We start from the raw sequence: 15,680 nt of genomic DNA, 5'->3' as shown, positions 1-15,680 counted from the left end.
GCGCGGCGGGTGGGGGACGGGCCGTCGCGGGAAAGCGCCCCCACCCAACCCTCCCCCGCGATGCGGGGGAGGGAGACAAGCGGCGCGACTCGCGCGCGTAGCGCGGACGGGCCACCTCCTCCGCAGCGCAGATTGGTCACCTCCTCCGCAGCGCGGGGGAGGTCGGCGCCGCAGGCGCCGGGTGGGGGCGAACGCCAGATGATGGTGTTATCAAATCCCGCCCTGTGCGGGCGATTCCTTACTCCATCGCCGCCAGCACCGCCGCCGCGAACGCCGCGACATCGAAGCGCTGTCCGGTCGGGTCCTCGCCGCGGCGCACCAGCACGAGATCGCGCGAGGGCACGACCACGATGTACTGCCCACGGTTGCCGAACGCGGCGAACGTGTCGGCCGGCACGCCCGGCGAGCGCTGCAGCAACCACAGCGTCGCGCCGTAGCCGAAGTCGCCCTCGGGCTGCGGGCCGGACGGCGTCGTCGCCTGCTGTACCCAGCCTTCGGGCAGCAGCCGGCGTCCGGCGGCCACGCCGTCGTTCTCAAGGAGCAGGCCGAAGCGGGCGAGGTCGCGCGCGGTCGACCAGACCTGGCTCGACAGCACGTAGCCACCCTGCCAGTCGGTCTCGGCGAACGTGCGCGTCATGCCCACGGGCCAGAACAGATCGGTGTAAGGACGCGATAGCGCGCGCGCGTCGTCGCCGGTGGCCGCGCGCAGGGCATGCACCGCCAGCACGCTGTCGTTGTTGGCGTAGCGGAATCGCGTGCCCGGCAAAGCGGCCAGCGGCCAACCGGGTGCGGCTTCGGCCACGGTCGCACCGCCGAAGTACAGCGCATCGGTGCGGTTGCCGGCGGTGTCGCTGTGCAGGCCGCTGGCCATGCGCAGCAACTGGTCGACGGTGATCGCCGCGCGCGGGTCGCCGGGGCGCTGCCATTCGGGCACCGGTGCCGGGCGCGCCGGATCGAGCGTGCCCTGGCCCGCGGCGACGCCGACCAGCGCGCCCGCCAGACTCTTGGCGACCGACCACGTGCGCTGCGGGACGTGCGGGCCGAAGCCGTCGCGGTAGCGCTCGGCAACGATGCGCCCGCCCTGCACCACGACGACCGCGGTGGTGACGTGCCCCTCGCCGAACGCGGTGGCACCCAGTGCGCCCTCGAGTGCGGCCGACAGCGCGCGGTCGTCGCCGCGCAGCGGCGCAGTCGCGTCACGCTCGCCCAGCGGCCAGGACCGGGCATCGAGGTCCGGCGCGGCGGCATCGAAGCGCGGCAGCGTCGCCACCGCGGCCGCGTCGGCGCCGATCGGCAACTGCGCGCAGCCCAGGTTGGGGCGCCAGGCGGCGATACGCGGCGGCATCGCCGGGTCGAACGCGACCGACACCGTGTGCGCGTCGCGGTCGACCACTGCGGTCAGCGCGTCCACCTGCGCCTGGTACTCGGGATAGATGCCGCGCAACTCGACCGCGTCCACCTGCGCCGGGTCGCGCCCGCCGCCCAGGTGCGCACTGCACAACGTCAGCGCCTTGTAGCCGGCCGCGACCGCGCGCGCATGCGCTTCGGACGATGCCGGGGGCGCGGTCTGGGCGACCGCGGGCGCAGCGACGAGCAGGAGCAGTGGCAACAGGGCGCGCATCGAAAGGTCCCATCGGGCAAGGACCGCAGTCTAGGCGGAGCTTGCGGTGCTCCGCATAATGTAATAATTTGAGTTACATGAAGCCAGACAGCCGCCTGTCCTCCGTCCTGCACGTCTTGCTGCACATGGCCCAGCACGACGGCCCGCTGACCTCCGAGACCTTGGCGCGCGCGCTGGGCACGAACCCGGTGGTGGTCCGCCGCACGCTCGCCAGCCTGCGCGAGCGCGGCTATGTCGCCTCGGCCAAGGGTCCGGGCGGCGGCTGGACGCTGGGCTGCGATCTGCGCACGGTGACCTTGCTCGATATCTATCGCGCGGTCGGCGAACCGACCGTGTTCGCGATGGGCCATCGCTTGGCGCAGCCCGCGTGCCTGGTCGAGCAGGCCGTCAACGAAGCACTCGACATCGCCTTCCGCGATGCCGAAGCGCTGCTGATCGCGCGTCTGGGCGAGGTGACGCTGGCCGAGCTGGCCGCCTCCTTCGCGCGGCGCATGCCGCATGTCCCGTCCGTCCCCTGCGAGCGTCCCGACCATGCCTGACCCCACCGCGTCCTTCGATGCCGTCGTCGTCGGCGGCAGTTATGCCGGCCTGTCGGCTGCGATGCAGCTCGCCCGCGCGCGCCAGCGCGTGCTCATCATCGACGCCGGTCAGCGCCGCAACCGCTTCGCGTCCGCCGCGCACGGGTTGATCGGCCAGGACGGCCGCGCGCCGGACGCAATCGCCGCCGACGCCCGCGCCCAGGTGCTGGCCTATCCGACCGTGACCTGGCGACAGGCCACCGCGGTGCGCGCCGATGGCGGCATCGGCCTGTTCGCGGTCGAGGACGAGGCCGGCCAGCGCGTGCAGGCGCGCCGGTTGGTGTTGGCGACTGGTGTGATCGACACGCTGCCGCCGATCGACGGCCTGCAGGCGCGCTGGGGACGCAGCGTGTTCCATTGTCCGTACTGCCACGGCTACGAGCTCGACCGCGGCCGCATCGGTGTGATCGCCGTCGGCGAGGTCTCGAGGCACCATGCCCTGATGCTGCCCGACTGGGGCGCGGTGACGTTCTTTCTCGATGGGCGATTCGTGCCCGACGAGAGCCAGCGCGCCGCGCTCGCTGCGCGTGGCGTGCGGATCGAGCCGGGGCGGATCGCCGCGGTGGCCGGGCACGCGGATGTCGTGCTCGAAGACGGCCGGCTGATCGCATGCGACGGGCTGTTCGTTGCCAGCCGCACCCACGTCGCCAGCCCGCTGGCCGAGCAGCTCGGCTGCGCGTTCGAAGATGGGCCGCTAGGCGCCTTCGTGCGCACCGATGCGATGCAGGCCACCTCGGTGCCCGGCGTGTTCGCCTGTGGCGACGCCGCGCGCGCTGCGCACAGTGTTGCGCTGGCGATCGGCGATGGCGCGATGGCCGGCGCCGCGACCCATCGCAGCCTGCTGTTCGACTGAACCAGCGGGCCTGGCGCTTTGCCCGTGCAGCGCGCACGCGGCATCATGACAGGCTGGAACCCGCCCACACGACGAGACCCGCGCGCATGAAGCGATCGAAGACGACGGCCCTGCTGCTGATGGGCGCCGCGCCCCTGCTGTTCACCGCCTGCCAGCGCGAGCAGCCGGTGCAGATGCAGGAAGGCCTGTTCACCTCGGTCGAGCGCTGCACCGAAGCCACCGGCGATGCCTCCAACTGCCGCATCGCGTTCGAGCAGGCCCGCCAGCAGGCCGCCGATGCGGCCCCGCAGTACGGCAGCCGCGAAGCCTGCGCGCGCGATTATCCGGCCGAGGACTGCGTGGAGCAGCGCACGACGGCCGGGCACTCGTTCATCGGACCGATGATGGCGGGCTTCTTCCTGTCGCAAATGATGAGCGGCAACCGCGCCGGTCTCGCCCAGCAGCCGGCCGCGGGCCAGGCACGCGGCGCCGCCCCCGGTCGGCCGCAGGCCACCCCGGCTTGGCGCAGCAACACCGACGGCTGGTTGCGCCCGTCCGGTGCGACGGCCGCCGGCCGCGCCGGCCTGACGCCGGTCGCCGCCACCCCGGACCGCGCGATGACCGCGCAGCGCGGCGGCTTCGGCGCCTCGGGACGCGGTCGCAGCAGCGGCGGCTGAGCGTGCGGCGGATTCCGATCGTCGAGCGCGGCAACTGGCGCGCACGCGCTGCCGAAAGCGGTTTCCGCTTCCATACCATCGATGGCGCCCGCTACTGGGACGAACGCGCCTATTACGCGTTCACCCTGCGCCAGATCGAGAGCGATCTCGAGGATCCGAGCGCCGAGCTGCACGCGATGGCGCTCGACCTGGTCGACGAGATCGCCGGCAGCGATGCGCTGATGCAGCGGCTGGCGATTCCCGCGCCCTTCCGCGACTGGGTCGCCGAGAGCTGGCGTCGCCGCGACGGCCATCTCTACGGACGTCTGGACTTCGCCTACGACGGCCAGGGCCCGGCCAAGCTCTACGAACTCAACTACGACACCCCGACCTCGCTGTTCGAGGCCGCGTTCTTCCAGTGGCAGTGGCTGGAGGACCAGCGCGAAGCCGGGCGCCTGCCGGCCGAGGCCGACCAGTTCAATTCGATCCACGAGGCGCTGGTCGAGCGCTTCGGCGCGCTGTCGACGCACCTGCCGCCGCCGCTGTTGTTCGCCGCCTCGCGCGATTCCGAGGAAGACCAGGGCACGGTCGACTATCTGCGCGACTGCGCCGCCCAGGCCGGTCTGCACGGTGCGCCGATCGCGATCGAGGATGTCGGGCTGTCGGACGACGGGCGGTTCACCGACCTCGACGATGGCGTGATCGGCACGCTGTTCAAGCTCTATCCGCTCGAAGACCTGTTCGCCGAGGACTTCGGCCGCGCGCTGCCCGGCTCGGGTCTGCGCCTGCTCGAGCCGCCGTGGAAGGCGCTGCTCAGCAACAAGGGCATCCTGCCGCTGCTGTGGGAGCGCCACCCGGGCCATCCCAACCTGTTGGCCGCCGCGTTCGACGACGGCGGTGCGCTGCCGGCCGGCTGGGTGCGCAAGCCGCTGCATTCGCGCGAAGGCGCGAACGTCGCCATGCATCTGCCCGACGGCCGCTGGCTCGAGAGCGAAGGCCCCTATGCCGGTCCGTGCATCCGCCAGGCACTGCACCCACTGCCGCAGTTCGACGGCCACTATCCGCTGGTCGGTAGCTGGGTCGTCGGCGATGTCGCCTGCGGCATCGGCATCCGCGAGGACGACGGCCCGATCACCCGCGACAGCGCCCGCTTCGTGCCGCACGCGATCGTCGAGGACGGTGCGCAGGCCACGCTGTACGCCTGAGCGGGCGGATCAATCGCGAGGGCGCTTCGGGGCCTTTGCGCGGACGCCGAGATCTTCGATGCGCAGCAGGCGCTCGAAACGCATGACGTGGACGATGAGCACGCGTGGACCCTCATGCCGATAGAAGACACGGCACGGCGGTTCAACGATTTCTCGGTAGCGCGAGCCGGGCAACTCGGGCGGGCGGCGACCGCTGGCCGGATGATCGGCGAGGTGTTCGACGTGGGCGAACACGCGCGCTACCAACTTCGCCGCGGCCCGCGGATCTTCGATTGCGATGTAGTCGGCGATTGCGTCCAGGTCGGCGATCGCCGGCTCCGACCAGACTACTTCAGCCATCGAGCAAGACGTGCCTTGGCCTGGTCGTGGCTTGCAAAGCGGCCTTCGGCAATCGCCTGCTCGCCACGCGCGATGCCTTCGAGAATCGACATGCGTTGCTGCATATGCTCGTAGCTCTCCACATCCACCAGATAGGCACTGGGCAGACCATGCTGCGTGATGAGGATCGGCTGCCTGTCCCGCTCGATGTCGGACAGCAACTCGGTGGCTTGCCGCTTGAGCGTCGTGACGAGTTCGGTGCGCATGAAAGTGACACTAAAGTATCACTGACGCGAGTGCAAGCGGCATGCGCCTGAACATGGGTGGCCTTGAAGCACCAGACAGGATCGGGTGCCAAGCCGCGTGCAGCCATTGTCGTGACGCTTCGCCCGCGACGCCGATGCCACGCACACGGCCCGCGCCTGCGATCATGTGCGCATGACCGAGCCCACTGCGTTTTCCACCCTCCCGCTGTCGCCCGCCTTGCTGCAGGGCGTCGCCGCCCTCGGCTACACGGCGATGACGCCAATCCAGGCGCAGGCATTGCCCGCCATCCTCGACGGCCGCGACACCATTGCGCAGGCGCCCACCGGCAGCGGCAAGACCGCTGCGTTCGGGCTCGGCCTGCTGCAGCGGCTCGATCCGGCGCGTGTGGAAACGCAGGCGCTGGTGCTGTGCCCCACGCGCGAGCTCGCCGACCAGGTCGCGCGCCAGCTGCGCCGGCTCGCGGTCGGCATTCCGAACCTGAAGGTCTCGGTGCTGTGCGGCGGCATTCCGCTGGGTCCGCAGCTCGCGTCGCTGACTCACGATCCGCATATCGTTGTCGGCACCCCCGGACGCATCCAGGAGCTGACCAAGAAGAAGGCGTTGCATCTGCGGCACATACGCACGCTCGTGCTAGACGAAGCCGACCGCATGCTCGACATGGGCTTCGAAGAACCAATCCGCGACATCGTCGGACGCACGCCCAAGACCCGCCAGGGCCTGCTGTTCTCGGCAACGTTTCCCGACGACATCCGCGCGCTGGGTGCGGCGATGCTGCGCGACCCGGTCAGCATCGGCATCGGCGGCGATACCAAGGCCCCGGCCATCGATCAGCTCTGCTTCGAGGTCGAACCCGCGCGCCGCGCGCCGCTGTTGGCCGCGCTGCTGCTGCGCTATCGACCCGAGTCGGCGGTGGTGTTCTGCAACACCCGCGCCGACGTGGCCGAGGTCGCCGGCTCGCTGGCGCACTACGGCTTCGCGGCGCTCGCGCTGCACGGTGACATGGAGCAGCGCGACCGCGACGAAGTACTGCTGCAGTTCGCCAACCGCAGTTGCGCCGTGCTGGTGGCCAGCGACGTCGCCGCGCGCGGGCTCGATGTCGAGGACCTCGTGGCGGTCATCAATTTCGAACTGCCGCACGACCCCGACACCTACGTGCACCGCATCGGCCGCACCGGCCGCGCGGGTCGCACCGGGCTGGCGCTGAACCTGGTGACGCCGCGGGAGCTGCCGCGCACGACGGCGATCGAAGCGCACCTGGGCCAGCCGCTGCGCTGGGAAAAGCTGATGCCGTTGTCCGGCAAGGCGACGAATGTGCCGCCTGCGGCGATGGCCACGCTGCGCATCGACGCCGGCCGCAGCGACAAGCTGCGGCCGGGCGACATCGTCGGCGCGCTGACCGGCGAGGCCGGTCTGCACAAGGAGGCGATCGGCAAGATCGACGTGTTCGCGACGCGCAGCTATGTCGCGATCGCACGCGGCCAGGCCGCACAGGCGCTGGCACGGCTGCGCGAAGGCAAGATCAAGGGGCGGCGGTTCCGCATCGCGCGGCTCTGATACCGCGCGTCGAACGCATCGCGGCGGACGCGGTCAGCGCCCGCGCCAGCGCGCCCATACCGCGCGGACGGCCGCGTAGACCACGCCGATCGCCAGACCCAGGCCGATCCATTGCAGTAACGTCATCGCGGAGATCTCCTTGGGCCCGGGGGCAGACGGACCGGCGCGCGCCACGACGGCGCGGCCGGGATGCACTGCGGTGTCAGCCCTGAACGCGGCCGACGTTCTTCTCGTCCTCGGTGGCCTCGCGCACCTCGGCCACTTCGACAGCGAAGTGCAGCGTCTGGCCGGCCAGCGGATGGTTGCCGTCGATGCGCACCTGCGTGTCGGTCACATCCACCACGGTCACCAGCACCGCGCCCTGGCCGCCCTGGGCCTGGAACTGCATGCCCGGCTCGACGGTATCCACGCCCTGGAAGGCTTCGCGCGGCAGCACCTGGACCAGCGCGTCGTTGCGCTCGCCGTAGGCCTCCTGCGGCGGCACGTCGACGGTCAGCGTGTCGCCGACCTTGCGCCCCGCCAACGCCTTCTCAAGGCCCGGGATGATGTTGCCGGCGCCGTGGAAGTAGCGCAGCGGCTGACCGGCGGGCGACTTGTCGAGCACCTCGCCGGCATCGTTGGTGAGGGTGTAGTGGATGCTGGCAACGCGTGCAGCGGCGATCTCCATGAGGATCTCCTTGAGATTCGAATAGAAGGGGGAGGCGTGGCGGAAGACGAAACGACACCGGACGACACACGGTGTGGATGACCACCGCACCACCCTACCGGGCGGGGAGGCGGCACGCAAACCGGCGCACGCGCAGCGCTGCGCTTGGACGGTGCCATTCGGCCACGTCTGCGCCGTCGTGGCGCGATCGGGACTGGATGACGCCACAATGAACCGGCGCCCGCGCACTAGGGCGAACCCCAGATCCTGGCCCCAACCTCCGCAATTAAGTTGTCCGTCATCCACCGCGTTTGCAGGCGGTGCCCCTTCCCGATCAGGAGAAACGACATGACCGATGGCGCTTCCGGCGTTTCGGGTGGTTCTGGTGCAGCGGATGCCGCCAACGATGCCGCGCAGTCCGCGGCCAACGACGCTGCCGCCAGCGCCGTCGAATCGATGGGGCCGGCGTCGGCCGAGGCGGTGAGCTCGGCCGCGGCCGCTGCCGAAGCTGCGAAGGTGGGCGATGCCTGCACCGCCGAGGCCGCCCTGTCGCGCGCCGAAGCGGCGGCATCGCAGACCGCGCAGGCGGCGCAGACCGTGGCCGACATCGCCGCACAGACCCCCACCTCGGTGACCGAAGCCGCCGCCGCCCTTGCGGCCGAAGACGCGCAGAACGCCGCCGCCGCCGTCGACGCCGCGCGTCAGGCGGTCGAGAGCATGCGTGAAGACCTCGGCGTCAGCGGCTGCATCTCCCAGGCCCCCACCGCGCCGACCCAAGGCCTGGCGCTGAACACCATCGAACAACTCTGGGCCTAAAACCGGGGTCAGAGTCGATTTTCCTTAGCAGCCGCGGTGCAACACCGGGGTCAGGTTCGCTTTTCCCCGCCGTGACGTCGCGGCTGCGGTTTGCTGAGGGAAAAGCGAACCTGACCCCTGCACACTGACCGCATCGCGGGGATCAGAGTTTGGCATCGACTTTCAGATCGCCCGGCTGGATCCAGCCGCGGCGCCGCATCGGCGCGGCGATGGCCAACGTCAGCAGCGCCGGCGCGAGGAAATGCAGCAGGCCGATCGATAGCCATACCGACGGCGCATTCCCCATGGCCGCCAGGGTGCCGACCTGGCCGACGAAGCCGCTGGTGCCCATGCCCGAGCCGGTGGGCACGTTCTGCATGCCGAAGCCCAGGGTCGCGACGGGGCCGAGGATGGCGCCCGCCAGTGTGGGCGGGATCCAGATCCGCGGATTGCGCACGATGTTGGGCAGTTGCAGCATGCTCGTGCCCAAGCCCTGGCTGAGCAGCCCCGACGTGCCGTTCTCGCGCCAGCTCATGACCGCGAAGCCGACCATCTGCGCCGCGCAGCCCGCGGTCGCCGCGCCGCCGGCCAGACCGCCCAGGCCCAGCGAGATCGCCAGCGCCGCGCTCGAGGTCGGGCCGGTCAGGATCATGCCCATCGCCACTGCGATCAGCACGCTCATCAGCAACGGCTGCAGCGTCATCGCCCACTCGATGGTCTGCCCGGTCACCGCCAGCACATTACCGATCAGCGGGGCCAGCGCGTGCGCAGTGGCGAAGCCGGCGACCAGTGCTGCAGCTGGCGTTGCAATGATGTCGATCGGCGTGGTGCGGCTGACCAACTTGCCGATCTCGGTCCCCACCGCGACCGCGACAAAGCAACCGACCGGCCCACCGAGCTTGGCGCCCAGTAGCCCGGTCGCGGCGCTGGCGAAGATCACGATCGGCGGCCCCTTCAAGCCGTAGGCCACCGCCACGCCGATCGCAGCCCCCATCGCCTGCTGCGCCATCGTGCCGGCGTCGAGCAGCCAGGCTTGGTTCGTCCAGCCGCCGATGGTCTTGAGGATCAGGCCGATCACCAGCGAGCCGAACAGGCCCAGCGTCATCGCGTTGAGCGCCTCGATGCCGTAGCGCCGCAGCGAAAACTCGATGTCGCGCGCGCGCAGGAAGGATGTCAGGGACATGGCCGTGCCGGTACAGGAAAACGAGACGGCCTGGACGGACCGCGCGGATCGAACGAGCGCGCAAGGATAGCGGCTCGGCGGTCGACCGTCCCTCAGCGTGGGACCAACGTGATGTTCGGATGCGCGGCGAGGATCTCCAGCACGATCTCGAAGTACGTCTGCCCGATACCGGCCTCCAGCGCATCGAGCTGGCGCTGCACATGCGCCACGTTGAAGCGCTCGGGATGCGCGAGCTTGGCCTGCAGGAAGCGGCGCGTCGTTTCCACGCCCAGGTCCCGCCGGTTCTTCTCGAACGCCGACCACACCAGCGTCACCGGTGCATCGCCATCCAGCGCGCCGTACCCGCCGTAGAGCATGTCGTCGAGCGCATCCAGACTCGGCCCGAGCGTCCAGTCGCCCTCCGCCATGAAGACGCGGTTGATCTCGTCATAGAACGACGTGATGTCGTGGATCCGGGTACCGTCGAGCAGCAGCGATTTGGACGCGATGGGCAAGACGGTCGGCATCGAGTTCGCGAAGAGGCAGAGCCTGATCGAAGCGGGTGGAAAAGTGAACCTGCCCGGGACTTGAAGGCCAGCCCGGGCTGCAAAGCGCACGCCCCTCCGTTCAAAGCAAGTCGATGCTTGCGCAACAGGGTTCGGGCGCTCGCGCAGCACCTGCGGGAGATCCTCGATCAGGTGCAGGCGCAACTGATTGAACAGGCGCCGCGTTGCCGCATCCGCAAAGATCGCCCGGTGTACGGCATTGCGAAGCCGGCAGGGCCCGCCCAGCGCCGCACTGGCCGTGTGACGGGGCAGATCCGTGGCCGGCCGCCGTGCCGAGCAGCGGGCCGAATTTACTTGGACCATGCGCGCAACCGCCTGGCGCTATCTCTTCATTAACGTGGTGGCTGTGCGGCTATGAAGGGCTGAAGTATTCTCGCTGCTCTGGCCGCTTTGCGAGGTGCCGACAAGCGGCTGGTCACGGCGGTCCTGTGCCAGAGCAAGCGATTTTCCGCAGATGAGATAGAAGGCCATGAAACCCTCCGACGCTATCCGCCACCAGTTGACCGCTTTGCGTGGCACCGCGCGCCGCTTCCGGGTCGCCAACCCGCGCGTGTATGGATCGGTGGTCCATGGCACCGATCGTGATGGCAGTGACCTCGATCTGTTGGTGGACCCCACGCCCGAGACCACGTTGTTCGACCTCGGCGCGCTCCAGGTTGCCTTGGAAGAACTGCTTGGTGTCCCGGTCGACGTACGTACGCCTGGTGATCTGCCGGCCAGGTTCCGGGACACGGTGTTGCGGGAAGCTCAGCCGCTGTGAGCCTCGATCGGTTCGAGGGCTGGCTGGATGACATGCGTGGGGCGGCGCAGCAGGCCTGCGGGTACGTCGAAGGCATGACACGCGAAGAGTTCCTCGACGATGCCCGCACCCAACAAGCGGTCGCCATGAACCTGCTGATCATCGGCGAGATTGCGGCCAAGATGATCGAGCGGTACCCAGAGCGCATCGTGCAGTACGCCAGCATTCCGTGGGCGGGGATGAAGGGGATGCGCAATCGTATCGCGCACGGATACTTCGAGATCGACATGGGCGTGGTATGGGAAACCGTGCAACGCGCCTTGCCCGATCTTGTCAGCCACCTAGAAGCACGCGCCGACTGACGCTGCGTGATCAACCTCCTAGGAGGGCGACGGCGGCTTCTGCGATTCCTTGCGACGGTGTCAAGCCCTACGCCGCATCCGGTATCAAGGTCACAGAACAGCTATCGCAACGACAGCGCCATCAGCGCTCGACCTCCCGATACGCCCGCACATGCTCGATCAGCGCGCGCAGTTTCGGCGGCTGGTGCCGGCGGTTCGGGAAGTACAGGAAGAAGCCGGGGAACGGCGGCAGGTAGTCCTGCAGCAGCGACACGAGTTCGCCGCGTGCGAGGTACGGTGCGAATGTCTCTTCGATGCCGAACGTGATGCCGCCGCCGGCCAGTGCGGTGCGGATCATCAGCAGCATGTCGTTGGTGGTGATCTGCGGCGCGACCTGCACGTCGAACGGACGGCCGTCCTCGACGAACTCCCAGCGGTGCGGCGCCATGGCCGGCGTCATGCGCCAGCCGATGCAGCGGTGGGCGACGAGATCGCGCGGATGTGCAGGCACACCGTGGCGGGCGAGGTAGTCCGGCGCGGCAACGGCGACTTCGCGCTGCGGGCCTGTCAGCGGGACGGCGACCATGTCCTGCTCGATCACCTCGCCCAGGCGCACGCCGGCGTCGAAGCCGGCGGCGACGATGTCGAAGGTCTCGTCGGTGACGGTCACATCCAGCGTGATGCCGGGATAGGTGTGGGCGAACGTCGCGATCAGCGGGCCGGACAAAAAGCGCTCGGCGATCGAGGTGACCGCCATGCGCAACAGGCCCCGTGACGGGCCGTCGTCGACGGCTTCGTCGAGCGCGGTGCCCAATGCGGTCAGCGGCGTGACGACCTGGCGATGCAGACGCTCGCCGGCCTCGGTCAGGCGCACGCTGCGCGTGGAGCGGTGGACCAACGCGATGCCAAGCGCATCCTCGAGCCGGCGGATGCCTTGGCTGACCGCCGAGCGCGTCACCCCGAGCCGGTCGGCGGCGGCGCGGAAGTTCGGACCTTCGGCGACGGCGAGAAAGACGCGCAGCAGGTTGAGATCGAGTTCCATTGGTTAGCCAGTCTAACCAATGCGTCCAGTGGCAAGGGAATTCCGGTCGTCTGGCGCGACGCCTACCGTGGGCGCTCCCTACTGGAGACCGTCTCATGCAGACCCTGACCGACCGCATCATCCTGATCACCGGCGCCAGCAGCGGCATCGGCGCCGCCACGGCGCGCGAGCTCGCGGCCCGCGGCGCAACCGTCGTGCTCGGCGCGCGGCGGACCAAACGTCTCGACGCCCTGGTCGCCGAGATCGTCGCTGCCGGCGGGCGCGCGCAGGCGCGTGCGCTGGATGTCGTGTCACCCGACGACATGCAGGCCTTCGCCGACCACGCGCTCGCCGCGCACGGCCGCATCGACGCCGTCGTCAACAACGCCGGCGTGATGCCGCTCTCGCCGTTGTCGGCGCTCAAGCGCGACGAATGGAACCGGATGATCGACGTGAACTTGCGCGGCGTCCTGCACGGCATTGCCGCGGTGCTGCCGACGATGGAGCGGCAGGGCTTCGGGCACGTGGTCAACGTCGCCTCGATCGGCGCGCACCGCGTGTTTCCCACATCGGCGGTGTACTGCGCGACCAAGTACGCGGTGTGGGCGCTGTCGGAAGGCCTGCGTCAGGAGACCGACCGCTTGCGCGTGACCGTGGTCAGCCCGGGCACCACGACTTCGGAGCTTGCCGACACGATCACCCATGCGGGCGCGGCCGAGGGCATGCGCGATTTCCGCCGCATCACGATCGCGCCTGAGGCAGTCGCTCGCGCCATTGCCTATGCGATGGAACAACCGGCGGATGTCGATGTCAGCGAAGTGGTCGTGCGGCCGGTGGCCAGTCCGTATTGAGCCCGCGATCGCCATCCCGTGTGGCCTTCGCAAACGATGGCCTGTCCGAGTTCGACGCCCGCGCGCGGGCAAGTGCCGTGCAATGGGAGCATCCGACATCCGCGCTGCAGCCCGGGCTTGCCACTGTGCGTCAGCTTCAGTCGGCGGTCGCGGCAGGTGATGGCGTTTCGGCGTCTCCTGCCGACGCATGGGGTGCGTCGGCAGGGCCGTGATCGGCGAGCAGACCGTTGAGCCGGTTGACGAGACGCGGAATGGAGCCCTCAGAGTAGCCGCGCATGATGTCCGCAGTGTTGCCATCCCGGTCGATGATGAACACGTAGGGGACAGAGGAGACGCCGTATGCCACGCTGATCGCCCCGTCATGGTCGTGGGTCCAGGTCACCGTCAGATCCTTGAGCTGGCGCCGCAGCGTGCGATAGGTGCGGGCGTCTTCCTTGAAGTTCACCAGGACGACGTCCAACTGGTCTTTGCCGACTTGCCGCTGCAGCCCTTCGAGTACGGGCGTGTACTTTCGGCAATATCCGCACCAGGAGGCCCAGAAGGCCATCACGACGACCTTGCCGCGCTGTTCGCTGATGCGATAGGTCGCACCATCGGGCATGAGACCGATCACATCGGGTGGTGGTTGGCCAATCGCGGGCAGACCTGCGCTGGCTGACAGCGGTGTGCCCAGCACGCACGCCAGGAGCCAGCCCACGATGATGCGTGTCGTCATTCCATGTCCCCTGTGTGCGCTGGCGGCCCGTTGCGGGGCGCTCCCGTTGTCCCGGCGCCTGCATGCGCGGCAGGACCATCGGCGATTGCGCATCGGGCGTCAAGCGCGACGAGGTCCGTCCATGCTCACTTCCATCGCGCGCCGATGCCGATGCGCGCGGCATCGTGGGCAGGCGGCGCCCGGCATGCCGCTTTCATACGATCTTTGCGATCGCGGCCGCACACTCGCGGTTCCCTCATCAGGAGCGATGTCCATGGGCCTGTTTTCCAAGATCACTGATCGCATCTTCGGCCGCAAGGCCACGCCTGCGCCGCCGGCCGAGACCAAGCAGCCCAAGGCCGTCGTGTTCACCGGCAGCGAGGACGATCCCAAGGTGTCGCCGCCCGCGCGCAACCCGGCGCCTGCGGTACCCGCTGCCGAGCCGGTCGATGTCGAAGCGGTGCTGACCGGCATCGCGCAGGAAAAGGGCGGCAAGTCCGACTGGCGGCATTCGATCGTCGACCTGCTGAAGTTGCTCGACCTCGATTCCAGCCTCGATGCTCGCAAGGAACTGGCGACCGAGTTGGGCGTCAACGCCGGCGCGCACGGCAGCGCCGAGCAGAACATCGCGCTGCACAAGGCGGTGATGCGCAAGCTGGCCGAAAACGGGGGCAAGGTGCCGGCCGAACTGCGCGACTGACCCATCTGCGTGGCGGCGGTCCGGTGCGCGGATGCCGGACCGCCGCCCAGTTGTTGCGGCGCCGGCCTGCCGGGATGTCGTGCGGTGCCCAGCGCCACCCCAGTGCGCGATGGCAGTACGACGAGGCGACGACAAAGGGCCGCCTCGCGTTAGGATGCCGCACTCCCCGGTCGTCCCTCCTGGCATCCGCATGAAGGTCCGCTTCCCCGACGCCTCGCCGGCGGCATGAGCAGTGCAGCGCGGCGCGCGGACGCCCGAATCGAACCCCGTATCGAACGTTTGCAGCCGTGGTTCGCCGCGCTGGGCAGCCTGCTGGTGCATGTGCTCGCGGTGCTGCTTCTGCTGGCGTCGACGCCGGTGACCGTGACGTCGCCGCAAGGCGCTTCGTCCGGCAGCCGGATGGTCGTGGACTTCATCGGGATCCCGCCGCCGCAGGCCGCCGAGGCGCCGCCCAGCCCGCCGCCGCCCACGCGGCCGCCGGTCGTGCCGCCGCCGGCGGCCTCGCGCCTGCAGACCACGCGCGTCGAACGTGCGGAGTTGGCCCTACCGCCGGACAGACAGGCGCCTGCGGACGTGCCGGTGGACCCACCGCGCCCGACACCGCAGTCCGCGCCGCCGCAGGCGATGCCGCCCCCGACACCCGCGCCTGCGCAGGCACAGGCCGCCAGTCCGCCGGCGCCGCCGCGACGCGACCACACCTGGGGCCAGCCGCCGGGCATGCTGCCTACCGAGACCGCGCCGGTGAATGCCGGCATGACCCGCAGCCCGACCGCTGGACGCACGCGCGGCCACGATTCCGACGCCGAGCATCCGAGCCTGGAAGTGGGCGGCTACCAGGTCTATTACGACCTGCGCAGCGAAACCCGGCTGCAGGCCTGGCGCGACCAGGGCATGACCGAGGTGTTCCTGCCGTTGCCGGGAACGCGCAAGCTGATGGCCTGCCCGCTGGAGACCGCGCTGCGGCGCGATTCGGGGCCGTGCCGACTGCTCGATCCGGAAGACCCGGCGCTGGCGAAGATCGGCGATGCGCGCGAGGTCATCAACATGCAGCAGGTGTATCGCCGCGGCGAGCCGGTCTGGCGGGGACCCGGGCCGTATCGCTGAGTTCCGCGCGGCCTTGCGCCGCAGCCCGGC

19 protein-coding genes are annotated in these 15,680 nt (G+C 69.7%); 11 read left to right on the top strand and 8 right to left on the bottom strand.

The annotated features are described in order from the left end of the window. Positions 1-238 precede the first annotated feature (238 nt). On the bottom strand, positions 239-1,621 hold the full coding sequence (locus WAF18_RS00865) for a serine hydrolase (RefSeq protein WP_337243434.1): 1,383 nt from the start codon (positions 1,619-1,621) through the stop codon (positions 239-241). Between the two features lie 77 nt (positions 1,622-1,698). Between WAF18_RS00865 and WAF18_RS00860 the strand changes: the two genes are divergently transcribed. From WAF18_RS00860 to WAF18_RS00845, 4 genes are all read left to right on the top strand, one after another. Then, a complete protein-coding gene (locus tag WAF18_RS00860) occupies positions 1,699-2,160 on the top strand; it encodes an Rrf2 family transcriptional regulator (protein WP_337243433.1) in 462 nt (153 codons plus the stop codon). Beyond that, positions 2,153-3,052, top strand: a complete 900-nt coding sequence (locus WAF18_RS00855; RefSeq protein ID WP_337243432.1) for an NAD(P)/FAD-dependent oxidoreductase — start codon at positions 2,153-2,155, stop codon at positions 3,050-3,052. The genes WAF18_RS00860 and WAF18_RS00855 overlap by 8 nt, the downstream gene beginning before the upstream one ends. Before the next feature lie 86 nt (positions 3,053-3,138). Next, entirely contained in the window at positions 3,139-3,708 is a 570-nt protein-coding gene (locus WAF18_RS00850; protein ID WP_337243431.1) for a DUF1190 domain-containing protein, read from the top strand. 2 nt (positions 3,709-3,710) lie between these two features. Beyond that, positions 3,711-4,892 carry a glutathionylspermidine synthase family protein gene (locus WAF18_RS00845; protein WP_337243430.1) on the top strand — a complete coding sequence of 394 codons (1,182 nt, stop codon included), beginning with the start codon at positions 3,711-3,713 and terminating at the stop codon, positions 4,890-4,892. 9 nt (positions 4,893-4,901) lie between these two features. Here WAF18_RS00845 and WAF18_RS00840 read toward each other — a convergent pair whose 3' ends face one another. Next, the gene (locus WAF18_RS00840) at positions 4,902-5,231 is read right to left on the bottom strand and encodes a type II toxin-antitoxin system RelE/ParE family toxin (RefSeq protein ID WP_337243429.1); all 330 of its coding nucleotides are present in this window, start codon (positions 5,229-5,231) and stop codon (positions 4,902-4,904) included. After that, on the bottom strand, positions 5,219-5,476 hold the full coding sequence (locus WAF18_RS00835) for a type II toxin-antitoxin system prevent-host-death family antitoxin (RefSeq protein ID WP_337243428.1): 258 nt from the start codon (positions 5,474-5,476) through the stop codon (positions 5,219-5,221). Before WAF18_RS00835 ends, WAF18_RS00840 begins: the two co-directional genes overlap by 13 nt. 172 nt (positions 5,477-5,648) lie before the next feature. Here WAF18_RS00835 and dbpA point away from each other — a divergent pair, with 172 nt between their 5' ends. Continuing rightward, positions 5,649-7,031, top strand: coding sequence for an ATP-dependent RNA helicase DbpA (dbpA, locus tag WAF18_RS00830; RefSeq protein WP_337243427.1), 1,383 nt, complete (start codon positions 5,649-5,651; stop codon positions 7,029-7,031). Between the two features lie 202 nt (positions 7,032-7,233). Here dbpA and WAF18_RS00825 read toward each other — a convergent pair whose 3' ends face one another. Then, positions 7,234-7,698 (bottom strand): peptidylprolyl isomerase, encoded by a 465-nt coding sequence (locus tag WAF18_RS00825; protein ID WP_337243426.1) that lies wholly within the window; start codon positions 7,696-7,698, stop codon positions 7,234-7,236. Between the two features lie 270 nt (positions 7,699-7,968). On the opposite strand from WAF18_RS00825, the gene WAF18_RS00820 reads away from it, so the two are divergent. Beyond that, on the top strand, positions 7,969-8,493 hold the full coding sequence (locus tag WAF18_RS00820; RefSeq protein ID WP_337243425.1) for a hypothetical protein: 525 nt from the start codon (positions 7,969-7,971) through the stop codon (positions 8,491-8,493). A 142-nt stretch (positions 8,494-8,635) separates the two neighbouring features. Here WAF18_RS00820 and WAF18_RS00815 read toward each other — a convergent pair whose 3' ends face one another. Beyond that, positions 8,636-9,655, bottom strand: coding sequence for a PTS sugar transporter subunit IIC (locus WAF18_RS00815; protein WP_337243424.1), 1,020 nt, complete (start codon positions 9,653-9,655; stop codon positions 8,636-8,638). 92 nt (positions 9,656-9,747) lie between these two features. Beyond that, the gene (locus WAF18_RS00810) at positions 9,748-10,143 is read right to left on the bottom strand and encodes a ribonuclease inhibitor (protein ID WP_337243930.1); all 396 of its coding nucleotides are present in this window, start codon (positions 10,141-10,143) and stop codon (positions 9,748-9,750) included. Between the two features lie 526 nt (positions 10,144-10,669). On the opposite strand from WAF18_RS00810, the gene WAF18_RS00805 reads away from it, so the two are divergent. After that, entirely contained in the window at positions 10,670-10,960 is a 291-nt protein-coding gene (locus WAF18_RS00805) for a nucleotidyltransferase family protein (RefSeq protein WP_337243423.1), read from the top strand. Continuing rightward, positions 10,957-11,301: a DUF86 domain-containing protein gene (locus WAF18_RS00800; RefSeq protein WP_337243422.1), complete on the top strand. Its 345-nt coding sequence runs from the start codon at positions 10,957-10,959 to the stop codon at positions 11,299-11,301. The genes WAF18_RS00805 and WAF18_RS00800 overlap by 4 nt, the downstream gene beginning before the upstream one ends. 121 nt (positions 11,302-11,422) lie before the next feature. Here the strand turns inward: WAF18_RS00800 and WAF18_RS00795 are convergent, their stop codons facing one another. Next, positions 11,423-12,322: a LysR family transcriptional regulator gene (locus WAF18_RS00795; protein WP_337243421.1), complete on the bottom strand. Its 900-nt coding sequence runs from the start codon at positions 12,320-12,322 to the stop codon at positions 11,423-11,425. A 95-nt stretch (positions 12,323-12,417) separates the two neighbouring features. Between WAF18_RS00795 and WAF18_RS00790 the strand changes: the two genes are divergently transcribed. After that, positions 12,418-13,152, top strand: a complete 735-nt coding sequence (locus WAF18_RS00790) for an SDR family oxidoreductase (RefSeq protein WP_337243420.1) — start codon at positions 12,418-12,420, stop codon at positions 13,150-13,152. A 136-nt stretch (positions 13,153-13,288) separates the two neighbouring features. Here WAF18_RS00790 and WAF18_RS00785 read toward each other — a convergent pair whose 3' ends face one another. Beyond that, positions 13,289-13,867: a TlpA disulfide reductase family protein gene (locus WAF18_RS00785; RefSeq protein ID WP_337243419.1), complete on the bottom strand. Its 579-nt coding sequence runs from the start codon at positions 13,865-13,867 to the stop codon at positions 13,289-13,291. A 253-nt stretch (positions 13,868-14,120) separates the two neighbouring features. Between WAF18_RS00785 and WAF18_RS00780 the strand changes: the two genes are divergently transcribed. Both WAF18_RS00780 and WAF18_RS00775 read left to right on the top strand, forming a co-directional pair. Then, entirely contained in the window at positions 14,121-14,546 is a 426-nt protein-coding gene (locus WAF18_RS00780; protein WP_337243418.1) for a DUF3597 domain-containing protein, read from the top strand. 225 nt (positions 14,547-14,771) lie between these two features. Next, complete coding sequence (locus WAF18_RS00775) at positions 14,772-15,650, top strand: type II toxin-antitoxin system RelE/ParE family toxin (protein ID WP_337243417.1); 879 nt, start codon at positions 14,772-14,774, stop codon at positions 15,648-15,650. Positions 15,651-15,680: the final 30 nt, after the last annotated feature.

The organism is Luteimonas sp. gir, assembly GCF_037198055.1.
Taxonomy (GTDB): Bacteria; Pseudomonadota; Gammaproteobacteria; order Xanthomonadales; family Xanthomonadaceae; genus Luteimonas; species Luteimonas citri_A.
This window is presented reverse-complemented; position numbering and strand designations above follow the sequence as displayed.